The organism is Halorubrum sp. CGM5_25_10-8B, from assembly GCF_005435095.1.
Lineage (GTDB): Archaea > Halobacteriota > Halobacteria > Halobacteriales > Haloferacaceae > Halorubrum > Halorubrum ezzemoulense.
Genome location: NZ_SGTY01000007.1, coordinates 70,325 through 91,896, shown reverse-complemented (window position 1 = coordinate 91,896; position 21,572 = coordinate 70,325). Strand labels below are relative to the sequence as shown.

Below are 21,572 nucleotides of genomic sequence, written 5' to 3'. Positions count from 1 at the left end.
GTCGTTTTGGCGCACCTCGGTCAGCGAGCCGTCGGTGTCCCTCTGAGGGGAGTCAGCCCGAGAGGACATAGTCAATAAGGCGGATGAAGACCGGGAAGGCGAAGCCGATAATCGAGACGACGACTCCAGTGGTCGCCATCATAAATCCGCGTCGTCGGTTGTTCAGAGAGGGGCTGACGAAGTAGGCGATGATTCCGATGATCATCGTGATAAGGCCACTCCATTTGAGGAGGGTGCCCACCCAGCCGGGGATTTTGATCGCGTCTTTCAGATCAGCGATGAGAGTGCTGAGATCCGCGCTCGATTGTACGGGAACGAACGAAGCCCCCTGCGCATCCACGGACAAGTGGAGTGGGTCCGCAACTGCTCGGAGCAACAGGCCGACCGAGGAGACCACGTTGAAGGCTGTACCGGACATTGAGAGAGGCTCGATGAGGATGAGCCACTGACTAGCGGCCCCGGTGGCCGCTGGTTGTAGTGCTATCATAGGGGTGTTCTCTCCGCGCACCGTCTGGCGTGACGGCGATGGTGGTTGGTACAGCATGGGAGGTCGTCTGCGGCTAAATACACTCCCCGGCCACATTTCTACAGTAAATGTAGGCTTGAAAACTTCTTAAACTCGGATGGCATACGAATGTCGATGGAAATCCTGGCAATCATCAGTCGGTCGCTCGCGAGTCGGGCGGCGGCTCGCTCTCCCAACCTAGGCGAGAGGCTGTTAGGCGTGTCGATACGCTCAGTGGCACTCGCCGGCTTCTGATGAGTGTCACCGGGACTCTGTCTACGACCCAATTAATGAGAACATCGTCCTATGCCTGAAATCCAAGTTGATTGGCACTCTCGACAGGAGGCTGATCGCCTCCGCAAACTCCGTGATCGGCACGGGATGGTTTGGCGCGGCGTCCTGCTCGAGGGGGCAAAACACGCAGAAAGTATAGATTTGCTCAAGGCCCTCACAGAGCTCCACCCAGAACTCGCGACAGCGCTTCCCGGCTCGCTTGTGAAACCCGGAGACCAGAACCGTTCAGGGTTAGCCAAGGAGTTACATGCCCAAATCCGCGAGCGTCAGCGCATCCGAGCGACGACCGAGGTATCTCCCTCTGCATTCGATGAAGAGACGGACACCGATGCGCAGAGACCGTGTAAAACCGAGAGAGATCACACTCCTGAATCCGAGGATATGGAAGTACAGCCGTCGGGAGGTGATACTGACCGAGCACGTGCTTACAAACAGTGGGACGCACAGGAAGTTCGCGCTGTCGAAGAGACCGACGTACTCCACCTCGATACACACGATGATGTATGGAATGTCCTTCGTCGCGACGGGAAAGGCGGTGAGCATCACGATGACGAACTCGACGAATGGGAAGTCTATGGCGACTATCTGTACGATTATGAGGAAGAGTACTGATGCCAGGGAGTACGCGCATCAGAATCACCTCGCAAGAGGAGTACGAATGGCTCAACTCCGTCCGCAGAAAGTACGGCCTCACTTGGCGGGGGATGTTGTTGAAAGCCGAACAGCGGTTGCTCGCCGCCGAACGCCACTGGCCGGAAGAGTTCCGAGCGCCAGAGCACCTACGCGCCGGCGCCGGCGGCGGCGTCGACGCCCATGAGGACGGAGGGAAAGACGACGTTTTGGGAGAGATCGACGAGGTAGTCGGATGAGCAAGGACATCCCGATGGCGTCGCATCTGCTCGCATCGAAGGTGTTCGGAGTTTCGGCCCGGAAGCTGGCCGAGTCGTTGGGGCCGCCGCTCATCGTCCCGATCGTCCTCTATGCGATTGGACTACCACTGTTGATCACGGGGCCGTTCGTGATCCTCGGGAGCGTCGTTGGCCTCGCGACTTACACGCGGACACCGGAGGGCCAACGACCGATTCGGTATGCGGCGGCGATGGCCCGACACTTCCGAGGACGAACGGAGTACCTCTGGAAGCCGCCAGAGGCTGGCGAACACGATATCGCACATCGTGAACTCATCGAGGGCTGGATCACGGGGCGTCCCGACACCGATGAGAGTGACGTAACGGATGCTCTGGACAGAGAATCGACTGTAGACACAGATAACGAAGGCGCTGCGGAGTGGCCTGTTACGGCAACAACACTCGAAGAGATACAGAATGACTGAATACGAAAACGCCGGTTCGACGCTGGACCTCATGGACTTCAAGAATGTCCGTGACGGCGGCGTCGTAGAAACGCCTACCACCTACGCGATGCTCATGCGGGTACAGCCCCGCGAATGGCTCATTCTCTCCGAGGAACGCCGAGATAGCCTCTATCTGTCGTTCATGACGTTCCTGCGCGGGGTCCAGTTCCCGACGCAGATTCTCTCGATGACGACCCAGTACGATCCTGAGCCCTACTTAGAGCGATTCGAGGACATCGACCAGCCGCTCATCGGGGTGGACGAAGGCGATGCCGACGACGGCTCCGCGATCGACGAGTCGCCGCTGATGGATTACGGTCGGCGGTATCACGCTGAGTGGCTCCGGAACGTCGTCGACGTGGCAGAGATTCGTGACCGCGAATTCTACGTCGCGGTCTCGGTCACAAAAGGTGAAGAGGATGACAACGGGGTTATGGCCCAGCTTCGGGCGTTCTTGCCCGAAGGGAACGATATCGAGCCAGATAGCGAGACAGAAGCGGCCTGCATTGAGGAAGTGAAAGCCCGCGCCCAGCGCGTGGCCTCAAAACTCCCCCAAACGCAGGTGAAGACGGAGCTTATTGATACGCGAGCGGCCGTCCTAGAGATCCTCTACGAAGTCTATCACGGCGAGAAGCCGCCAATCTCGTTCACGCAGGGCAACTACACCCTTCCTGACGACCACGTTCAGGATATCGCTGACGCGGCCTACGATGTCGAGGCGGCGGCGAAGGCAGAGGCGAGCGAAGATGGCGACTACGAGTTCGACCGTATCTCCGATGAGTACCCCGAAATAGAGATTGAATCTGATGCCGAGCCGCTCGCGGCCGTCGGCGATGGGGGATACACACATCCCGATTTCGTCGAGCGAGTGGCGAACTCGCGCGTTCTGCGATGGTATGCACGGAACATCGGGCCAGTAGCCCACGGTCCACGTCCGGTCGTCCCAAGAGCAATCTACGCGGGGATCTTCGTCGGGCTGCTGAGTTTCCTCCTTGGCGCTGGTGCGTTGGGTGGATTCGTGTGGTCAATGGAGGTCGCCCAACGGGGGTCGGACATCTACTGGCTGGCTCGGACAGCGTCGTTCGCGACTGGCGCAGTAGGCCTCCCGGCTTTCCTGTTGAGTCTCGTCGTTCTTTTCCCCTCGGAGCAGAAGACGAAGGCCCTCTCGCTGGTTGGCCTCGGCGTGGTCGGCTATGCGATCAGCCTGTTTCTCGAGGCGTACCCCTCTGAGTGGGACTCGAATGCAGCAGTGACGACGCACACGGTCGAAGTGTACGCGGCTGGACTGGCCGCGTTATTGCTCTGTGTCGTTCTCGCAGTACGATCTCGGCAGAGGGTGGACCTTTCGCATCTCGTCACGGTGCCTGTCGCTGGCGGCGGCGAGGTGGATGCCGATACCCTCACCAACGGCGGCCATGCAAAAGTGGATTCTGAAGAGACGAACGGCGACGTGGACGCGGACGACTCGCTTGCGGCGGCAGACGTGGACGCGGACACACGCACGATGGACGAGCGAAACGAGGCTGACCGATGAATTTCCCACACAGACTCCTCGGGCGAAACAGCACTGAGGAAGACGAGATTGAACGCATCCCCATCGACGACCTCTCGGGTGAGGAGACGCAGTTCGCGCTCGAGTACCTGACGCTGCTCGACCGCGATGCGACCCGGAAGAACATCGAGTGGGCGGCCTACCAACTTCAGGCCGAAGAGATCCCGCTGGTCTCGGCCATTGAGTCGCTCGAAGAGCGCGGAAAACTCGACAAGAAGATCGTCGCGCCTCGCGCAATGGAGCGACACCCCGAGTTCCAAATCCGCGACGAGAAAGTTACCCAGATTATGACCGTCACGGGGTTCCCACGGAAGGTCAATCTCGGGTGGCTCGTGCCGCTGACGATCGCCGACGTCGATCTCCGACTGTCGTTCCACATTACGCCGCGTAACCCCGCGAAGACTCGCCAGCGACTCCAGCGACGCTACACGCAGGCGACGACGTCGCTGGCGCTCAAGAATCGGAAAGGGCGAACGGACACCCATCAGGACGAACTCGAGCGCGAGGACCTCCTACGTATCCTTCAAGACGTGGTCCGGGGGACGACGAAGGTGTACGATATCGCCATCTATCTGGAGTTAATCGCGGATTCTCACGAGGAACTCGAGGAGATGCGCGAGCGCGTCGACACCATCCTCGCCGAACAGGACGTCGAGACGACAGCGCTTCGCCACCAGCAAATCGAGGGGAACGGGACGATTGTCCCGTTCGCGACAGACACGATCAAGAACGTCCACCCGATTCAGTTAGAGGCCTTAGCGACGCTGTTCAACCTCGTCGAGCCGCCAATCTACGACGAGGACGGTATCATGATGGGCTTCGACGACACGAGTCGGCCAGTCATCATCGACCGCTACGCACACTCCGGGTACGGGATGGTCATCTCGGGGAAGACGGGATCGGGAAAGTCCTACGCTCGGAAACTCGAGATTTACCGCCGCTTGCTGGCCGATCCGACCGTACAGTGTGTACTGTTCGACCCAGCGGGTGACGACTACCCGTTCTTCGCGGAGAAGTTGGGTGGAGAAGTCATCCGCTTCGGTGGTGCACAGAAGGTAAATCCAATGGATATCGAACCGCCGTCGGGCGACCTCGGTGCGGCCGAGGACACCTACCCGCTCACGGTTCGGTCGGTCGTGGAGATGCTGAATACGCACTATGAAGACCGGGGCGGCCTCCCCGCTGCGGAAGAGGGAATGCTGATTCAGGCGGTCCACTACGCATATCTCTCGAAGGGGATTGTCCTCGGCGAGTACGAGACGTACGCGAAAGAGTCACCCATCATCGACGATCTCATCCAAGGCGTCCAAGTCATCACTCACGGTGGCTATGAGGCGGCGCTCAAGGAGGGTCTCGTCGAGGAAGCCGAGTTTGAGCACTTCTGCGAGATGGGCGTGCTCTCTGAGGAGGGCGAACCGATTATGGACGCAGAGATTTCGGTCCCGATGGCGGTGTTCATGCCCTCGGAAAAGCACCAGGAGGTCGCGAAGTCCTTGGAACCGAAGTTTGAGTCGTTCAAGCCAGGTGGTATCAATTACAACCTAAATGGGACGACGAATCTTGAATTGAACTCACGGCTAGTCGTGATGGACATGAGTTCCTTCGCGGACACGGGCGAGATGCCGCTCATCCTTCACGCGATGTTGCAGTGGGCGTACCTGGAGGCCAAGCGGTCGCCGAATCGCTTCGACGTGACGTTTGACGAGGCCCACTACCTGTTGGGCCGGGAGTCGACACGAGATCTGATTAACCTCTTCATCCGCCACGCCAGGCACTACGATGCCGGACTGACGCTGATGAGTCAGACGGCACACGAGTTCCTGCGGACGGAGGAGCGTCGCGAGATTTACGAGAACTGTGACATCAAGATGCTGTTCTATGCACAGTCGGTCTCGGACGCGACAAAGGAGTACTTCGACCTCTCCCCGGCTGAAGTGAAGTACTTACAGTCGGCCCCTCGTGGGCAGGAATCCGGGTACTCTGGCTGTCTGTTGTCGACGACGAAACACGGTCGTCGCCGACTCGAGGTTCACTCCGGTGACTTTGAGCACCATATGATCGACAACAACCTCGATCCGTGGACGTACATCGAGGAGCGTGAGGAAACGCGCCGTCCCGAAGATGCTGGGTCGGTCGAGTCCGAGCTGGACCTGACTGATATGCCGGACATCACGAACCGCGAGCTGGATATACAACTCACTGGTGAGTTCGCACAGGATCGGGCCGCGCCAGAGCCGTCGCCGGGGTCGGACTCCGTCGATGGTTCTGTGTCGGATGTCTCGACGTCTGGAGAACGCTGATGGACCCCACGCTGCTGGTGCTGATGGTTCCGCAGCTCGCGGTTGGTTCGTTGGTGCCGCTCCAGTTGCTAGGCCCAGATTCGGTCGCAGAGGCAATCTGGGGATGGCTTATTGATACGCTTAATACGGCAGCGTCGGAGATGTCGACGGCGCTCACTGACGAGCTCCTGAAGGGTCTGCTGAAAGTCCCGAACCCACACGGTTCGACGGCGGCGAACGGGGCGTGGACTGGGATATTTGAGATTTCCCTGGTCTTGCTCCCGATTATGATCGCGCTGGCGCTCATCGCGTGGCCATTCAGCGAGGACCGTGAGTCCGGGTTGATGGACCTCCTGGTCCGGACGGTAATGGTCCTGTTGTTAATCGGGGTTTCCCAGCCCGCCTGGGGATTCGCAATTGACGCGACGAATGCCATCACGATAGCGATTCTGAACCTTGACCCCGACCCAAGGGTGGCGAACTATGGGTACGGGAACGGTCTCGTCGGCGCACCCAGGACGTTCGGTACGTGGACGATGAAGTTCATCGTCTCGATAGTCGCCGCAATTCTTGCGGTGCTGTCGCTCCTACTGGCGTTGTTCTTCCTGCTGCTGCGCTGGTTCATGATTTGGATGGCCTACATCGGGACGCCGTTTTTCGCGGTCGTCTGGTTCGTGGGTCGCGGCCCCTTCAAGTCGGTGGGGAGCGTCGGAGCGACGTTCATGCGGATGGGCGTCTTCGCGCTGTTAGCCGGCCCGATTATCGCCATCATTGTGTTGGCATTCCAAGTCATCGAACACGGTGGGATTCTCCAGGCAACGGGCGGGAGCGCCGATAGCGCTGGTGCGATGATACAGAATACTGTTGGAGAAGTTGGCCTGATCTTCGCCGAACTGGCGTTGATGCTGCTCTTCCCAGTTGTGCTCATCGTGGCGATCTGGAAACTCATCTCGTGGGCGGGCCAGCCCATCGGGGTTGGTGAGGCGGCAACAGTCGCGACGATGGCTGTCACGGCCGCTGTCGGCGGCGCCGTCGCTGGCGCGGCCGGTGGTGCGGCTGCTGGTGGGTCCGGCGGTGCGGCCTCCGGTAGCGCATCGGGCGGTAGCGCCGCTGGTGGTTCGAGTGCGGCGGCCTCGAGCTCGGGAGCAAGCGCGGGGAGTGCCGGAAGTGCGAACGTCGGGGCCGGCGGGTCCGGCCTCTCGAGTCGCATGACGGCGCGTGCGAAAGGCACTGTCAACAGCGTCAAGCAGGGCGCACACCAGCAGGCGACAAAGCGTATCGGCCACTATGGAACGTCGGGAAAGTTGGACTCAGCACAGGCCTCGTTGTCTGAGGCTCAAACCGACCACAAAACTGCGTCGTCGCAAGCGAAGTTCATCCAGAACGCGATGGCGAACGAGGAGATGGACATGGCTGAGGCCAAGAAACAGGGCTTCCTCGACGCTGATCCAATGGAGAACCAAGAGCCGAAGTTCAAGACCGATCCCGACACGCTCGACCGGAAGATGTCGTATATGGGGACAGATGGAGCGAGGCGGTCGGTCAACCTCACGCAGAAGTTCCGGGCGGCCAAAGCCGACCAGCAGGATGCCAGCGAGCGCATCACGACCGCCGAGAGCGACATCACAACGAACTCTACACGGAACCGCCGTGTGGAGACCGGCAAGAAGGGCGTGAGAACCGGGAAGAAAGCAGGAACGTTCACGGCGAAGACTGGCGCGGCCGCGATGATTGGTGGGGTCGGTGGCAACTCCTACCTCGCGTATTCCGCGGGTCGCCGATCTGGTAAGCCAATGATCGGCTCGAATAGCCCGCAGGAGACGTCAAATCCGAATCGCCGGCTTTCAGAATTCGGGCAGGTGAGCGCTGGTCAGTCTCAAGCTGCGAAGAGCGGCGACATCGGCTCGGAAAGCTCGAGCAGAGGTCAATTATAGAGTCGTCTCGGCTGGTTAGTATTCGGAATCGTTCCGTAGCAACCTCGAAACGCGACCTGAACGTTCATCAAACACGCTATGGTGGCTCTGCTGCGGGCCGGTGTGGAGTTTAAATACAAATACCGGTCTAAGGGTGGTGAGATACCCGGATAGGCGTCTCGCTACCCCTGGCGCGTAACCAGCGGGTTGTACGGGCAATCGCTCGCAGGCCCCCCGAACCCAACCAACGACGTCATAGAAAACAACCCATGTCACTCAACATCCTCACCCCCTCCGGTGCGGACATCGGAACGATTCTTGGAGCGATACTAATCGTTGACCTCGCATACGCAGTCCTCCGGTCCAGAAAGCGGTTTCCGAACTACGGTTGGAAGGGTAGAGCCATCGAAGCGGTTCTCATCACGGCGCCCGTCACCTGGTGGTTCCTAAGTATTGGTTTGGTAGTCGGAAACCAAATTGAAAACTACCAGACTGCGATTATATTAGGCTTCGTCGCGATACCACTCGCATTCGTTCTAACCGTCATTACCGACCGAGAGCTATACCCACCGATTGCGGCAGGATGGCTATTCACGATTCCTGCATTATTCATACTATTGGCCATCGGGTGGATCATCGAAGTGGTCGCCCCGGGACTGGATGCAGGTTTAGCCGATTACATCGGCGGCGCTGTGTGGGAGTTGGCGATGGCTGTTGGCGCAGCCATAGCACTCGGCTTCATCGACAGGTGTCGCGAGGAAGATGAAGCCGAGTCCGACTCTGACCCCTTGAATCCGCAGTGGGACAAACCACTCCCTGTAAAATCAGCGTCGAGTCCCAGCTCGAATACTCGTCGCCCAAGCACTCCTCCCGGCGAACAGACCACGTATGGGCACGGAGCATCCAGCGGACAGAATTTGGATTCTCAGACCCACAGGTCTCGACAGCAACTCACAGACTTGACGTACGATTGGAGAGATTCAGAGACGTCGTTCAGCGATATTGGCGGCTACTACGATCTGAAGAATGCCCTCCGTGAAGACGTGCTCGAGCCACTGCGAGCCGCACAGACGGGGGATAATCGCTACTCGAGATTCGGTATCGAATCGGAGCGAGGCATCTTCCTCTACGGGCCACCAGGGACTGGAAAGACGATGTTCGCGAGGGCGCTCGCTGGAGAACTGGACATTCCGTTCGTGGAGCTGTCGCCGGCGGACGTGACGAGTATGTGGATCAACGAAAGTAGCGACCGGATCAAGGCGCTGTTCAACGAGGCCAACGATATCGGACAATGTGTCGTCTTCCTCGACGAGGCCGAACATCTCTTCGGCGCCCGCGATACCGGCAAACGCGCTCACGCCGAGGACCAGAAGGTCACGAGTGAGTTCCTCGCACAGCTCACGCGGGATGACCGCGAGGCGATTGTGGTTTCGGCGACGAATCTACCGGGTGAAATCGACCGGGCGATTCTCCGACCGGGTCGCCTCACGGCACACTTCGAGGTTGGACTCCCCGACGAAGAGGCCCGCCATGCGATTCTCAAGACCCATCTCAAGGACATACCCTCGGCAGTGTCGGGTGATGAGTTCGCGGCGCTAGCCCGTCACACGGGCGGGCTGACTGGTGCTGATCTCGCGAATCTCGTCGGGCAGGCCCGGCGGAGTGCGGCACACCGGAACGCGAGAGCGGTCACCCGCGACGACTTCCCCTCGAAGGACGCTCTCGAGGAGCTGTCGGCGGAGTTAGCGGCGGCGAACGAGACGGGCGAACTCCCAGCCGACGACGACTCGGATACTGGGACCACTGACTCGCCGGAAGCGAAGGCGGGCGTGCGAGCAGATGACGAGAGAGATTCCGGGCCCAACGGCCCTACTCGCGGCTATCAGTAGGGAAGACGCTCTCACAGGGTCGGGGGATTCGGAATGGCGGTGACGGGATTTCTGTGGCGTAGCAGCGCGAGAACGGCCGGGCGGTCAGTCCTACGCAACAGCTAAACCGACTTCCGACTTCACTCTGTTGCGTAGGAATCGCCGGCTCGCTTCTTCCGGGCCAGCGGCTCTGTTCGCGACATCGGGGCTCTCGAGGTTCATACACCCCCCACTATCCGCTGTGCCACGGTCTGTAGCAGTACGGTACTCCGGCATGGCTGGCAACAAGGCCACGTATCGCGATGTCTTGATCTCGTCGTTGAGGTCACTTCGATAGAGGGGGGTGTGTCCGCATTCGTGGCCCGTGACGCTCAGTGGAAATCTGCGGGATTGCGGGGAATAGCGACGAAAATCGCCCGATAGCAGCCTATTTTTCTGGCCCAGTTTATACCGAGATAGAGCGTATATTTGAGTGGACATGAACACCCTCCGAGAAGATGCCCAACTCCTCCACGAGCAGGTGGCCCCCCACCTGTCGGACGACCAAGTAGATGACTACGACGTCGACGCCCTCGAGACGTTATTCGACTCCTACGTGAACACGTATCGAGTGCCGAGGAACGCGGCCTTCGACAGCGTCCGTAACTATATCCTCAAAGAGGCGGGTGTGGACACGGAAGCGTTCTGGGCCTCACTTCGGGGCGGCGACCAGGGAACGACCGAGGAACCACTCCCACTCGCTGAATGCACCAGTGACGGCGTGTGGGTGACGGTGCGAGCGAAAATCGTCGAACTCTGGGAACCCCGTGAAGACTCGATCCACCAAGTTGGCCTCGTCGGTGACGAGAGCGGCCGGATGAAGTTCGTCGCGTGGGCAAAGTCGAATCCCCCGGTCCTCGAGGAAGAAATGACGTACACGTTCAAAGACGTCGTCGTCGACGAGTACGACGGTAATTACTCGTTGAAAATCAACTCGCGGAGCGAAATCATTGAACACGCGATGGACAGCCAGGAGGCCATCGGCACGGTCGGGATGATGACGACTGTCTATGAGGGTGTGTTCGTTGCGATACAGAGTCAATCCGGCCTCATCAAGCGGTGCACAAATCCGGAGTGTACGCGTGTAATTCAGCAGGACGAGTGCGGCGAGCACGGCCCGAACAAGGGTGAATTCGACCTCCGAATTAAAGGCGTCCTCGACGATGGAAAGTCCGTTCAGGAGTGTCTGTTCACCGCCGGAATGACGGAAGTCGTAACTGGCATCGACCTGGAGACGGCGATGGAGATGGCGTCGGACGCCATCGATATCAGCGTGGTTGAGCGACGACTGACCGAAGTGCTCATCGGCCGTCGATACACGATCGAAGGGCCACTTCTCGGTCGGTATCTCCTCGTTGATGAGGTCATGGAATCATCGAGCAGGGCTTTCGCTCAGGGCTACCACGATGCGGTTGATGACTTGCTTTCCGATTACGGCTACGATGGGCCAGGTCTGACGACCGAGAGCATCGAGGATCTCCCTCAGACATATGACGCGCCGGTGGCGGCGGGAGGGAACTAAGACCGATGGCAGCAACAGACACCACCCCCCAGCAGATGGACGTACCGACTCGCGAAGTCGCCAAGCGCGTCTTCGCCGCAGAGCTGAACACGGCGACCTACACATTCAAAACCTCACAAGATGAGCGCGCGCCGGTCTACGTTGCGCTTCCGACTGGTGAGCGAGCCAACCGAATCTGCATCACAGGAACAGTCACAGATATCGAAGACGTCGGGGAGAGCGCAGAGTATCTCCGGGCTTCTGTCGTCGACCCGACCGGGACGTTCTGGGTGTACGCCGGCGAGTATCAGACAGACGCGCTCCAGCAACTTAAGAAGGTGCAGCCGCCGGAATTCGTCACGATCGTCGGTAAGCCACGGACCTACAACACAGACGACGGTGCGGTGAACGTCTCGATCATTCCCGAGGACGTCGGCGTAATCGACCTGCAGACGCGGAATGCGTGGGTGTTTGAAACAGCGGCTCAGACGCTCGAGCGCGTTCACGCTGCTCGTGAGACATCTCCGAAAGTAGCAGCACTCGCTCGCGAACAGTACGGTCACGATGGGTCGTCGTTCGCGCACGTCGCAGCGTTCGCTCTTCAGGACCTCCTCGATGCGAACGGCCTCAACTCGGTGAACGGGACGAGCCTCGACGAAGAGACCTTCGAGAAGCGCCCTCGGAAAGTCGAGTCCGAGAGCTCGGCTGAATTCACGGGTGACGACGGCGACGACTCTGAGGAGCTCGTAAGAGAGTCGCTGCCGCCGGAGGAGCTGGGGAAGCAACTCGGCGACTCATCCGGGGTTGACACCGATCTCGACTAGTCATGTTCGGTGGTCGTTCCAGAATTAACGGTCAGTTTGACGATCCGCGAGCTCACGACGGCAAATACCCGCCGGACTGGGATGCTCGTCGGAAGGCGGTCTACAAGCGCGACAACTACACATGTCAGCAGTGTGGGCGACGGAGTGGCCCCCACGCTGGAGATGGCGGGGTCGTGTTACACGCTCATCATCGGCAGTCGCTTCGCGATGGGGGCTGGCATCACCTTGGGAACTTGGTGACGGTCTGCCAGTACTGCCATAACGGGATTCACGGTCACTCGACGGGGAGTGGCTACGGCATAGGTGGGTTCAACGGGCTGCGTGTCCTTCGAGTGGCCGGTCGAGCCTTCCTACGAGGCCTCCGCTGGGTGATGCGATGACCTCGGCGATGACCGCGGCGTCCAGTGGGAAGTTGGGCGTCTTAGCACTGAGTGCCGTGGATCTGCTTGCGGGTGCGGTGCTCATCTGGGATTCGTATCAGTTCACGGTCTGCCTCCTCAACGGCGCGGGACCGAATCTCCTCACCGGAACGTGTGTACCGAATATGCGCTTTTCGTCCCGAGAGCCATCGCGGTAGTCGCTGGCGGGGTCGGACTCGTCTATAGTCTCGCATCGAGATTTGGGTAGGAAGACAACACCGAATCCAGATCAGGATTCTCAATTGGACGCTGAGCTGGTTCTTGGTAACTCAGGCGACGCGTGTGTCGCCGGGAAGTGGCACAGTTCGCGGGCCAGGTTCAGCCATCACGATGTCATCGTGGGGGGCCGACCTGACGGCGAAGGTACAACCGACGACGGGATCGAGTTCGTTCACCAGTCCAGGTTCCGTTCGATAATAGACGAACGCGAGTTCTACAATCTGCTGAACCTCGGCGCGCATTACCTGCGAGTGTACCCCGGGAAGGAGTCGACCCTCGTCGAGCGACGAGATCCTGAAGTCAATATCGATGTCGATGTCGGCATATCCATACCTCGGTTTGCTTTCACTGTCGCGATTGGAATCATCCTCGGTGACGTTCTCGTGTCCTCGCTGCTGATGGTCGTCGTCGACGCCAAACGATGAGGGCGACATTGGGTAGGGGTGTCCTGTGGCGGGACCCTCGAACTCGGGCATCGCGATGCCGACGGCGTCGGTGAGGATCGTCTTTGCATAGGGGCCGCTGAAAAACAGGAGATCCTCAAGTCGGTTACGGCCGGAGATACGGTCGACGCCGAGGACCTCGAAGCGTTCAGCCTGCGGTACGAGCTGGTCGAGCAGAAAATGACCGTCATTGGCAGCGGAGATGGCGAGTTGAAATTCATCCAGTGCGCGAGAGATGATAGTGACGTACTCGGTAGGATATCCGAGGTCGGTTACGGCGTGGTAGATGTTCGTGGCGGTGACAGGGGAGTACAGCGGTGTGGTGGAGGGTACATCGGTGTCGAATGGGTCATTTGGTGTGGGGGCAGTCATCGGTAACCGGTTTAGCCGCGTTTTCGGTTATAAATCTCCGCAGGATAGAGACATCGAGGCAGTCGTGGCATCGACGAATCGACTCCGTTCAACGTGGGGGGGAGAAAAATCCAGAGAAGGGACACCCCTCCAGTTCCGTCGTAAGGCGAGACGGTCAACACCCCACGGGTTCCGACGTTATCGAAAAGGGGACACCCCAAGACTTCCGTCGTAAACGAGGGATAAATCGGATGAAGTCTCCAGATATCGGGAGGGGGCACCCCACCAGTTCCGACGTTAGCGTGTCGAATCTACTGCTTAGATTAGTAGGGAAGCGGGACGACTGAGGTGAAAAGACGAGTGGAGAATAACTGAGGAACCTCATCAAGCGTAAATTCTTCAGTATTCCACGAGTGGAACGGGTCTTAAATGTCGAATAGCGAAAGTTAGAGACGAGAACTATAGTCAAGAAACTCAATCACTGCTCGATATCTGGCCCACACCCCTTCGGTTCCGTCGTTAGGTATATGTGGACTACCTAGCCCAAGATCGCTATGACCAGGCACACCCCACCGGTTCCGACGTTAGCAGATACGGAAAGTAGGTAATTAGACTGAGACTAGTGGTAGCTACCTGTATTCTGTGCCACAATGAGAAAATATAAGAAATGAGTTATTTCACCCTAGCTTTATTACAATAGCGTCAAAACAATTCCGCGAGACGAAATTCAAAGAAGAGTAAAGCGAAGCGACTACTACGTTCGTGACGAAACTTGCTAACAGGTAGAAACGGCTAGATACCGTATAGAGACGTGTTTTATCCCCTAAAACGTGTTTCTTCCTACCTTTCCTGTGGAGGGGATACGTCCATCGCTAACGACGGAACCGAAGGGGTGTGTGTGTTGGGTCCCGTGATTGTTCGAATATTGAGACGACCATTCCAGTAGATCCCATTCGTGGTAGATTTACGTCGGAAGTCGAGGTGGGAATACTTTTAAGTCATCGGGTTTCGTCGGTGTCCCTATGTCAAACGGAACCTCGACTTCCGATGAAAGTCGAGATCAGAATTCTACACCTTCAGGCGGTCAAAACGACCGATCTAGTGTTCAAACGTCGGAACCGAAGGGGAACTCAGACGAGGATGAAAAACCGCTATCAAGCGATGGGGACGGCCAACAATTCCAGGTTGATGACCCGCTCTTTTCTCAACGGGAGGGGATTTTCCAGAATAAAGAGATGGTTCGTGTCGGTTGGGTACCTGATGGCAATCGTATTGTCGGACGTGATGACTATATCTCCACTATCAGTAGCTGTCTGAATGACGCTGTCTATGGGGGTGCACCAAATCACATCTCAATTACCGGGAAGACAGGAACGGGAAAATCTCTCGTCTCCCGATACGTTACTCGTCGAGCTGTCAATGCGTCAGTTGATGATATTCGAATCGGCCATACGTATCTAGATTGCTCGAAGTCCTCAACTGAAGTCCAGGTCATCTCGACGATCGGGCAACAGCTGAACGACGAGGATATCTATGACGAGGATGAGGAGATCGTGAATATGCCCGATACCGGGCTACCGAAAGACAAATTCTACAAACGGCTCTGGCAGATTCTCGATCACTACGATTCGGCTATCATCATTCTTGACGAAGTCGACCTTCTCAAGACCGACCACGTTCTGATGAGTCTCGCGAAGGCCGTCGAATCGAATGATACGTCGTGTCAGATCGGGATTATCGCAATAAGCAATCAAATCAATTTCTTCGACGAACTGAACCCACGCACCAAGAGTGCCTTCCAGACCCAAGAACTCAATTTTGACCCATATAATGCAAACCAAATCCAAGAGATTCTTCGAGGTCGTGATGACGCATTCCGTGATGGTGTTCTAACTGATGACGTTATTCCTCTTGTCGCAGCTTTCTCAGCACAGGAACACGGAGATGCACGGAAGGCAATGCGACTATTTAGGACCGCGGGAGAGCTTGCTGATCGTGAGGAATCTGACGTAGTGGAGGAAGATCATGTCCGACGCGCTCAGGACGCACTTGAAAAGGATCGGTTCCGTGACTTCCTCCAGGGAACCCCCACTCAAATGAAAGCCGCATGTCTCTCGATAGCTGCTAAGTCACTTTACTCGCGTGACGATTACATCATCACAGGCGAACTCTACGATGCGTACCAGCAGATCACTAACGCCATAGACATGGACACGATCGGGATACGGCGGTTCCGGGATATTCTTGATGAGATGCAGCTCAGTCAGGTGATTGAAACTAAAGAGGTGAATATGGGAAAAGGCGGCGGCCGCCACAACTCTCATCGGTTACTCCACAATCCTGAGGCTATCCTTGATATTGTGATGGAAGATACTCGGTTCAGGGATATCTCTAGATCCTCGCTGAAACGATCCGCCTGACTAGATCGTTGTTATAAGGCCGAGACGTATCTTCGTTCCGTCCACTCGTCGCGACGGGGCACAGTATGTCCTTCTCGGTTCTCCCAATCAGTACTCGAGACGGTTTTGCTTCGATCGAGTTCGAATCCAGCGGCTTGGCAGCAGACACGGATATTGTCGTCGATCCCGACGATTGCGACGAGTCGCTTTCGCTCGGTATGCTCACGCATCCAGTCTCGAAGACGGGCGAGCATACAACTCGATGTACGCTCTTCTGGCGGAGATTGTTGATACAGCTCAGTCGAACTCGAAGTAAGTTCTAAACCCCACGGAGATCGGTTTACAAGACGATTCTCAAACCGAAGACAAAATCCGTCAAACCGCAAGAAGGCGGGCCATCAACAATCTCTTACACATGAGCGACTGTGCTATGGAAATTCGTAGCCACAGTTCGGACAGAAGGTTTCGTCGCCATCCAGCAGAGAGAGGCACTCAACGCAGAGACGGTTGCTTGGACCGGTGGCGATATCCTCCAGAAAGTCCATCGCGGTCTGTGACGCAGCCCCTGGCCGATAGCCGTTAGCGTAGCCTGGCAGTGTCGAGGCCCACTGAACAGTCCTCTCATCATCGACGACCGCGACGTTCCCAGCGATGTCGAGTTTCCCGTAGCGTTTGAACGCCTCTGACGGTGTCTGGTCGATAGTTTGGTTCAGAGCACGGTTACGTTTGAGGTCGCGCTCGTAGACATCTTCAGGTGTCAAGGATCGTATTTCGCCTGGGAAGTCCGTGATCGGTCCGTGCTGCTCGTCGATCCGGTCGATCTCGACAGCGATGCCGTGCGTATCATACAGTGTTCGAAAGAGCTGTAGCGTATGGTCGTGCCATTCTCGGACGTCCGCATCGGCGTAGTAGCGGAGAATCATGGATTTTCAGTCTTTTCTGCGGCTGCGATGCGATCCGAGAGGCTTTGCGCGAGCCACTCGTTGGCGAGTTCGCTCGCATGATCGACCATCTCCTGATGGTCCATTCCCTTGGTTTCGAAGGATTTGTAGACCTGCCATTGTTCCGGACTTGAATCAAAGACCATCACGTGCGTCTTCGCTTCCATATCCAGCAGAAACGCTTCGACCATGCCGGGAGACGATCCCGGAAAACCCATAGCTCCGCGAATTTTTTGATTGTCGCTTTCGCCAATCTGTTTCACAATGCCGTCGGTAATGGGTTGGCTCGGAAGCGACGAGAGAAACGAAGGTGAAGTCTCTGAACTATCGGTCATATGCGATGATTCGTGGAGAAATACCTTGAATCCGTGGACTCAATCGTATCTTACTGTTGTGTCTCATCCCCGTCGCTGTAATCAAGAAGTGAAAAACACCTCAAACCGTCCGAGAATAATCTCTGTGAGCAACCTCAGACATTTAGCAGCCGGCTGTCTCAGTACGAATATGTCGTTTCGGGTCAGCTGGCATAATCTCCTTGAGCGGTTAGATGAGCTTCCGGAAGGGGCCACGTTCCGGACACCACTCTCGAACGACCGGTTTCAGATCACTGGTGTTCAGGAACACCGTGTCATCATCAGGTTCACAGACAACGGTGAGTCGCGGCCTCTTCAAAAAGACCAGTTCGAGACGCTATATCGGCGGGTATCCGACTCTACCGGCGGATTCGACCTCGATCGGCTCCCACCCGATGCGGATCCATACCCGACGGTATTGAGTCTCCATCCACGATTCGAGGTGAACGACGACCGAGGTGTGATTATCGAGACCGAAGAGCCAACCACCTCACTGTTACTTGATGAGGGCGCGCCTCCTGACCCAGATCCCGACGAGCGAACAGAGCCCGATCTTGATGTCTACGCGGATGCGCTCTTGCTCGTCGACGCGCTGGAACGTCACGAGGTTACAGCACTCGAAGAGGTAGAGACAGGGGTACTCATCGACCTGTATACCTTGCTGTCGGATGTCCAACGGAATGCTGACGACCTCCGCAAGGAGATCGCCGACACGCTCTTAGATCGACTCCATCACGACCGGCCTGTCTCAGGATCGTACGGCTCAGTCCAGCGGACCGCTCGGACGAACCGCTCGCTCAAAGATGACGACGAGGTGCTGGACACGCTTGAAGCAGTCGGGATCGACCGTGGCCGGGTGTTGAGCGTTGACCGCGGGAAGGTTGACGATGCCCTCGAGGTCACCGACATCGCCGAAAGCGATGTCTATGAGACTGAAGAAACCGAGTACGTCCGGAAAGCCGAGGTGGATGAGGATCGCAAGGAGACACGGCTCCAGGGATTGAAAGACCAGCTTGCAGCGAGCGATGCTGACAACGCCGACCAGCTTCGCGACGAAGTCGAAGAGCTTGAATCCCGGATCGAGGAACTCACTGAGTTCAAGTCTGGACAGTCGTATCACACGCGCTCGAGTGCCGACCGGTGAGTCGGTCCGGCGACGTGACGAGGAGAAGAGACCAGCCACGGCCGACGTCGGCCCTGACGTGGGTGTTCTCGAGCTACCGATTAAGAGCAACCCAGTTGGAGGGCCAGTTTACTCACATGCTGCTCACCAACCGTCTGCTGAACTCTACTTGATATCACAGTGAACGGATTCGGGTATGAAAGAAAGACCTAACCCATATACAGAATGGAACATGGAATATGGCGCAGTTGTCTGCGTATTCCGAGGATCTGTCTGAGCTGGTCGCCGCGCTCGACGACCGTGGAGTCTTCCGACCCGGTGAACGCGAAGCATGGGAGGAAGGAATTGACGATGCCGACGAGATAAGCGAGCTGAGAACAATCGAGGAAGCGCTCCACAAAGCGATGCTTGATCGCGAGGGTGTCACCGAGGTCGTCAGCAAGCACACAGCAGAGCGGACGCAGGCGTTTGTCTAAGGCCAACGCGAGTACCTCGAGGCTCTCCAGCACAGATGGTTTATCCGTCTGATGTGAGAATTGATGGTATGGGTGACCCGGATTCTCCAACCGTCTCGGTATCTCTCTCTGGCCCCACGGATATTCCAGCAGTCCTGAATCGGGCTGGCATCGATCACGTTAGTGTCCATGATCACCGACTCCTTGCTATCTATCACACGGCAATTCTCAATGTGACAACTGATCCGCATCCGATATCGGATGCACAAACACTTGAGATCGAATGCCGGGAAGATCCAATCCCATCTCGTGCTGATGGGAAGTCGTCACAAGATATTCTTCAGAATTTTACCGATGTGTTCGACTCTGCCGGTGACTATTGAGAGCATCACCCCGGTGGCTCAACCTGATCAGCACAGCAATCACGACCAATATCATAACCAGTGTTAGCAATAGAAAGAACGATTATAATGGATACACGTTAGCTGTTGGAATATGAGTGCGTCACAGGGTGAAGCCGATCTCTCGGAGGACGAACGTGCGGGTCTTGAACTGGTCCGCGAGACGGGTGGGATTCACCAGAGCGACTTTTGGAAAGAGCTGGGTGTCTCTTCGCGAAAAGGAAGCCGACTAGTCGAAGGGCTTGAGAGTGCCGAACTGATCCAGCGTGAGGAAACGGTGTACGAAGGTCAACGGACCTACTATCTCGAACCAACAGCATCTGATCGTGACTTTTCACTGCTGATGGCGGGTGATATGCTCTCGCCATTCATCGGTGAAGAAGAGGTCGATCCGCAGGCAGACGCGTTCTCCCAATGGCTGATGAACCTCACGTACGAGGAAGAGTGACTCTGCTTTCGAGAGATTCTGACAGCTCTTAGTCACCAACTCTCATACTTTTGTATTGGAATCTCTCGCATAGGGAGTTCGCTGATTACACCGATAATCTACACACGAGGTCGTTGTTTAACCAACGTAGACCGGGGGAGCCGTCCAGCATGTTGGTTAATATCGCTCACTCTCATGGAGAACTGCTGAAAATACCTATCGCCAATGGAGTCTGTTATTTCACTTGAAGCAGTGGTGTGTGAGTTCAATACTGTCTCTCCACCGTTTCCGAAGCTTTCGTTGACGAGCAATCGTGGGAACCCGCACACCACCATGTCCGAAGCTATTCACTAGAGAACAAGCGACTACTGCTGTGTTGATATCCAATTTTCCAGACACATTCTCGTCTGAAATAGCCAGTCGACGAGGGCTGCTTACCTATCAACAATACACTACTAGAGTTATCAAAAGCTACTGAACTTGTGTTGTCTACTCATCCTAACGTTCATGAACAGAAGATTTACTATCACTATTTTGTAAAATGAGGCATGGTTGAATGGTCCAAACCAAATACGTCCCTCATACACCGTGTCACCGGTTGGAGCATAATTGTACTGAGTGTAGTATACTCAATGGTCATCATAGGGCAAGTGCTGATATCTATTGTACCAATTAGTCTGGTTGTTTTAGTGTATGTTTTGTGGGGGTTCCTGTAGGTTCAGATTCGCTAGTAACGTTCTGTGTCTGTTATACTGAAACGCTGTACAGAGCGATTGGGGTGAAAACTCTCAACTGCTGAGGATTTTAACAACGGCTTGGAGACTGATTCCGAGTTCTTCAAACCGGCGTCAGATTATCCAGTAGTATGGACACAGACGACTCTCACAGCGACGTCGTTCCTGGGAGTGATGAGGAACCCGACACGCCGGATGTTGGTGGCTACGACTTTCGTGGAGAATTTGATTTTGACGAGATGCTCGACGCCTACGGGACAACGGGGTTCCAGGCGACGCAGCTCGCAGAGGCAATCGACATCGCCGAACGTATGCAGGAGGCGGACGCCACTGTGTACCTCACGTTCACGTCAAACATTATTTCGTCGGGGCTGCGCGAGACCGTCGCGTATCTCGTTCGAGAGGGGTATGTGGACGTAGTTATTACGACGTCTGGATCGCTGACCGAGGACGTGATCAAGACGGCAAAGCCATTCAAGATGGGAAAATGGGACGCAGACGAGGCATCGCTCCGTGAGCGTGGGATCAATCGGCTCGGGAATCTCTTCGTTCCTTCTGACCGGTATGTGTGGTTGGAAGAGTATCTGTATGATTTCTTTGAGGACTTTTTCGCAGAGGAGAAAGTGAGAACGCCGAAATCGTTCGCACGCGAGTTAGGTGAAACTCTTGAGGATGAGGATTCGGTTCTGAAGCAGGCGGCGGACAACGACGTACCGGTGTACTGTCCAGCGTTGACGGACTCCGAGGTCGGGAACTTCCTCTACTACTATCGGCAAGGGTACGATTCAGATGTCGGCATCGAGATATTGGACGACTATGACTCGCTAATTGAAGATGGGCTGCTCGCGGACTCGACGGGGCTCATTGCGGTGGGGGGTGGAGTACCGAAACACCATGCAATCATGACGAACCTCTTTCGGGGAGGAGCGGATTACGTGGTGTATATTTCAACGGGGATGGAGGGTGATGGGTCATTATCGGGTGCACCACCGAACGAGGCAGTCTCTTGGGGGAAAATAAAAGAAAACCAGACGAACTACACACAAGTGGAAGCAGAGGCAACACTTGTCTTCCCACTGCTTGTGGCGAAAGCATTCAAACAATAACCTCTCAAACGCCCGTTTCAGGTGTATTATGTCATCGAGTGGGTGGAATTAGCGCAATAATCACGACCACAG

The 21,572-nt window shown here is 56.6% G+C and carries 20 protein-coding genes; 16 read left to right on the top strand and 4 right to left on the bottom strand.

Going from position 1 to position 21,572, the window contains the following annotated elements; translation table 11 throughout:
* Positions 1-52: 52 nt before the first annotated feature.
* A complete protein-coding gene (locus EXE51_RS08240) occupies positions 53-487 on the bottom strand; it encodes a hypothetical protein (protein WP_137692422.1) in 435 nt (144 codons plus the stop codon).
* Between the two features lie 324 nt (positions 488-811).
* Between EXE51_RS08240 and EXE51_RS08235 the strand changes: the two genes are divergently transcribed.
* The 10 genes from EXE51_RS08235 to EXE51_RS18230 all read left to right on the top strand — a co-directional run bounded on the left by EXE51_RS08235 (position 812) and on the right by EXE51_RS18230 (position 12,509).
* Positions 812-1,411, top strand: a complete 600-nt coding sequence (locus tag EXE51_RS08235) for a hypothetical protein (protein ID WP_137692421.1) — start codon at positions 812-814, stop codon at positions 1,409-1,411.
* Complete coding sequence (locus EXE51_RS08230; protein WP_137692420.1) at positions 1,411-1,668, top strand: hypothetical protein; 258 nt, start codon at positions 1,411-1,413, stop codon at positions 1,666-1,668. Before EXE51_RS08235 ends, EXE51_RS08230 begins: the two co-directional genes overlap by 1 nt.
* Positions 1,665-2,132 (top strand): hypothetical protein, encoded by a 468-nt coding sequence (locus tag EXE51_RS08225; protein ID WP_137692419.1) that lies wholly within the window; start codon positions 1,665-1,667, stop codon positions 2,130-2,132. The genes EXE51_RS08230 and EXE51_RS08225 overlap by 4 nt, the downstream gene beginning before the upstream one ends.
* Positions 2,125-3,687 (top strand): YIP1 family protein, encoded by a 1,563-nt coding sequence (locus EXE51_RS08220; protein WP_137692418.1) that lies wholly within the window; start codon positions 2,125-2,127, stop codon positions 3,685-3,687. The genes EXE51_RS08225 and EXE51_RS08220 overlap by 8 nt, the downstream gene beginning before the upstream one ends.
* On the top strand, positions 3,684-6,005 hold the full coding sequence (locus tag EXE51_RS08215; protein WP_199234038.1) for a VirB4 family type IV secretion system protein: 2,322 nt from the start codon (positions 3,684-3,686) through the stop codon (positions 6,003-6,005). The genes EXE51_RS08220 and EXE51_RS08215 overlap by 4 nt, the downstream gene beginning before the upstream one ends.
* Positions 6,005-7,918: a hypothetical protein gene (locus EXE51_RS08210; RefSeq protein WP_137692417.1), complete on the top strand. Its 1,914-nt coding sequence runs from the start codon at positions 6,005-6,007 to the stop codon at positions 7,916-7,918. Before EXE51_RS08215 ends, EXE51_RS08210 begins: the two co-directional genes overlap by 1 nt.
* A gap of 248 nt (positions 7,919-8,166) precedes the next feature.
* Positions 8,167-9,786 carry a 26S protease regulatory subunit gene (locus EXE51_RS08205; RefSeq protein WP_137692416.1) on the top strand — a complete coding sequence of 540 codons (1,620 nt, stop codon included), beginning with the start codon at positions 8,167-8,169 and terminating at the stop codon, positions 9,784-9,786.
* Between the two features lie 451 nt (positions 9,787-10,237).
* Positions 10,238-11,326, top strand: coding sequence for a replication factor A (locus EXE51_RS08200; RefSeq protein ID WP_137692415.1), 1,089 nt, complete (start codon positions 10,238-10,240; stop codon positions 11,324-11,326).
* A 5-nt stretch (positions 11,327-11,331) separates the two neighbouring features.
* Positions 11,332-12,129, top strand: a complete 798-nt coding sequence (locus EXE51_RS08195; protein WP_199234037.1) for a DNA-binding protein — start codon at positions 11,332-11,334, stop codon at positions 12,127-12,129.
* Positions 12,130-12,131: 2 nt separating this feature from the next.
* A complete protein-coding gene (locus tag EXE51_RS18230; RefSeq protein WP_137692414.1) occupies positions 12,132-12,509 on the top strand; it encodes an HNH endonuclease in 378 nt (125 codons plus the stop codon).
* A 308-nt stretch (positions 12,510-12,817) separates the two neighbouring features.
* Here EXE51_RS18230 and EXE51_RS08185 read toward each other — a convergent pair whose 3' ends face one another.
* Complete coding sequence (locus tag EXE51_RS08185) at positions 12,818-13,582, bottom strand: hypothetical protein (protein WP_137692413.1); 765 nt, start codon at positions 13,580-13,582, stop codon at positions 12,818-12,820.
* Positions 13,583-14,583: 1,001 nt separating this feature from the next.
* On the opposite strand from EXE51_RS08185, the gene EXE51_RS08180 reads away from it, so the two are divergent.
* Positions 14,584-15,981 (top strand): Cdc6/Cdc18 family protein, encoded by a 1,398-nt coding sequence (locus EXE51_RS08180; RefSeq protein ID WP_137692412.1) that lies wholly within the window; start codon positions 14,584-14,586, stop codon positions 15,979-15,981.
* Positions 15,982-16,388: 407 nt separating this feature from the next.
* On the opposite strand, the gene EXE51_RS08175 is transcribed toward EXE51_RS08180, so the two are convergent.
* Positions 16,389-16,883, bottom strand: a complete 495-nt coding sequence (locus EXE51_RS08175) for a zinc ribbon domain-containing protein (protein WP_137692411.1) — start codon at positions 16,881-16,883, stop codon at positions 16,389-16,391.
* A complete protein-coding gene (locus EXE51_RS08170; RefSeq protein ID WP_137692410.1) occupies positions 16,880-17,236 on the bottom strand; it encodes a hypothetical protein in 357 nt (118 codons plus the stop codon). Before EXE51_RS08170 ends, EXE51_RS08175 begins: the two co-directional genes overlap by 4 nt.
* Positions 17,237-17,405: 169 nt before the next feature.
* Here EXE51_RS08170 and EXE51_RS08165 point away from each other — a divergent pair, with 169 nt between their 5' ends.
* The 5 genes from EXE51_RS08165 (at position 17,406) to EXE51_RS08145 (ending at position 21,500) form a co-directional block, all read left to right on the top strand.
* Positions 17,406-18,398 (top strand): hypothetical protein, encoded by a 993-nt coding sequence (locus tag EXE51_RS08165; RefSeq protein WP_137692409.1) that lies wholly within the window; start codon positions 17,406-17,408, stop codon positions 18,396-18,398.
* Between the two features lie 218 nt (positions 18,399-18,616).
* Positions 18,617-18,853, top strand: a complete 237-nt coding sequence (locus EXE51_RS08160) for a hypothetical protein (protein WP_128909989.1) — start codon at positions 18,617-18,619, stop codon at positions 18,851-18,853.
* 68 nt (positions 18,854-18,921) lie between these two features.
* Entirely contained in the window at positions 18,922-19,215 is a 294-nt protein-coding gene (locus EXE51_RS08155; protein ID WP_137692408.1) for a hypothetical protein, read from the top strand.
* 112 nt (positions 19,216-19,327) lie between these two features.
* The gene (locus EXE51_RS08150) at positions 19,328-19,681 is read left to right on the top strand and encodes a MarR family transcriptional regulator (RefSeq protein ID WP_137692407.1); all 354 of its coding nucleotides are present in this window, start codon (positions 19,328-19,330) and stop codon (positions 19,679-19,681) included.
* 844 nt (positions 19,682-20,525) lie between these two features.
* The gene (locus EXE51_RS08145) at positions 20,526-21,500 is read left to right on the top strand and encodes a deoxyhypusine synthase (protein WP_137692406.1); all 975 of its coding nucleotides are present in this window, start codon (positions 20,526-20,528) and stop codon (positions 21,498-21,500) included.
* The last annotated feature ends 72 nt before the right edge of the window (positions 21,501-21,572 follow it).

Excerpts from the sequence above, each read along its gene's own strand:
- EXE51_RS08240 (WP_137692422.1), bottom strand. The coding sequence starts at position 487 with ATGATAGCACTACAACCAGCGGCCACCGGGGCCGCTAGTCAGTGGCTC.
- EXE51_RS08235 (WP_137692421.1), top strand. The coding sequence starts at position 812 with ATGCCTGAAATCCAAGTTGATTGGCACTCTCGACAGGAGGCTGATCGC.
- EXE51_RS08230 (WP_137692420.1), top strand. The coding sequence starts at position 1,411 with ATGCCAGGGAGTACGCGCATCAGAATCACCTCGCAAGAGGAGTACGAA.
- EXE51_RS08225 (WP_137692419.1), top strand. The coding sequence starts at position 1,665 with ATGAGCAAGGACATCCCGATGGCGTCGCATCTGCTCGCATCGAAGGTG.
- EXE51_RS08220 (WP_137692418.1), top strand. The coding sequence starts at position 2,125 with ATGACTGAATACGAAAACGCCGGTTCGACGCTGGACCTCATGGACTTC.
- EXE51_RS08215 (WP_199234038.1), top strand. The coding sequence starts at position 3,684 with ATGAATTTCCCACACAGACTCCTCGGGCGAAACAGCACTGAGGAAGAC.
- EXE51_RS08210 (WP_137692417.1), top strand. The coding sequence starts at position 6,005 with ATGGACCCCACGCTGCTGGTGCTGATGGTTCCGCAGCTCGCGGTTGGT.
- EXE51_RS08205 (WP_137692416.1), top strand. The coding sequence starts at position 8,167 with ATGTCACTCAACATCCTCACCCCCTCCGGTGCGGACATCGGAACGATT.
- EXE51_RS08195 (WP_199234037.1), top strand. The coding sequence starts at position 11,332 with ATGGCAGCAACAGACACCACCCCCCAGCAGATGGACGTACCGACTCGC.
- EXE51_RS18230 (WP_137692414.1), top strand. The coding sequence starts at position 12,132 with ATGTTCGGTGGTCGTTCCAGAATTAACGGTCAGTTTGACGATCCGCGA.
- EXE51_RS08185 (WP_137692413.1), bottom strand. The coding sequence starts at position 13,582 with ATGACTGCCCCCACACCAAATGACCCATTCGACACCGATGTACCCTCC.
- EXE51_RS08180 (WP_137692412.1), top strand. The coding sequence starts at position 14,584 with ATGTCAAACGGAACCTCGACTTCCGATGAAAGTCGAGATCAGAATTCT.
- EXE51_RS08175 (WP_137692411.1), bottom strand. The coding sequence starts at position 16,883 with ATGATTCTCCGCTACTACGCCGATGCGGACGTCCGAGAATGGCACGAC.
- EXE51_RS08170 (WP_137692410.1), bottom strand. The coding sequence starts at position 17,236 with ATGACCGATAGTTCAGAGACTTCACCTTCGTTTCTCTCGTCGCTTCCG.
- EXE51_RS08165 (WP_137692409.1), top strand. The coding sequence starts at position 17,406 with ATGTCGTTTCGGGTCAGCTGGCATAATCTCCTTGAGCGGTTAGATGAG.
- EXE51_RS08160 (WP_128909989.1), top strand. The coding sequence starts at position 18,617 with ATGGCGCAGTTGTCTGCGTATTCCGAGGATCTGTCTGAGCTGGTCGCC.
- EXE51_RS08155 (WP_137692408.1), top strand. The coding sequence starts at position 18,922 with ATGGGTGACCCGGATTCTCCAACCGTCTCGGTATCTCTCTCTGGCCCC.
- EXE51_RS08150 (WP_137692407.1), top strand. The coding sequence starts at position 19,328 with ATGAGTGCGTCACAGGGTGAAGCCGATCTCTCGGAGGACGAACGTGCG.
- EXE51_RS08145 (WP_137692406.1), top strand. The coding sequence starts at position 20,526 with ATGGACACAGACGACTCTCACAGCGACGTCGTTCCTGGGAGTGATGAG.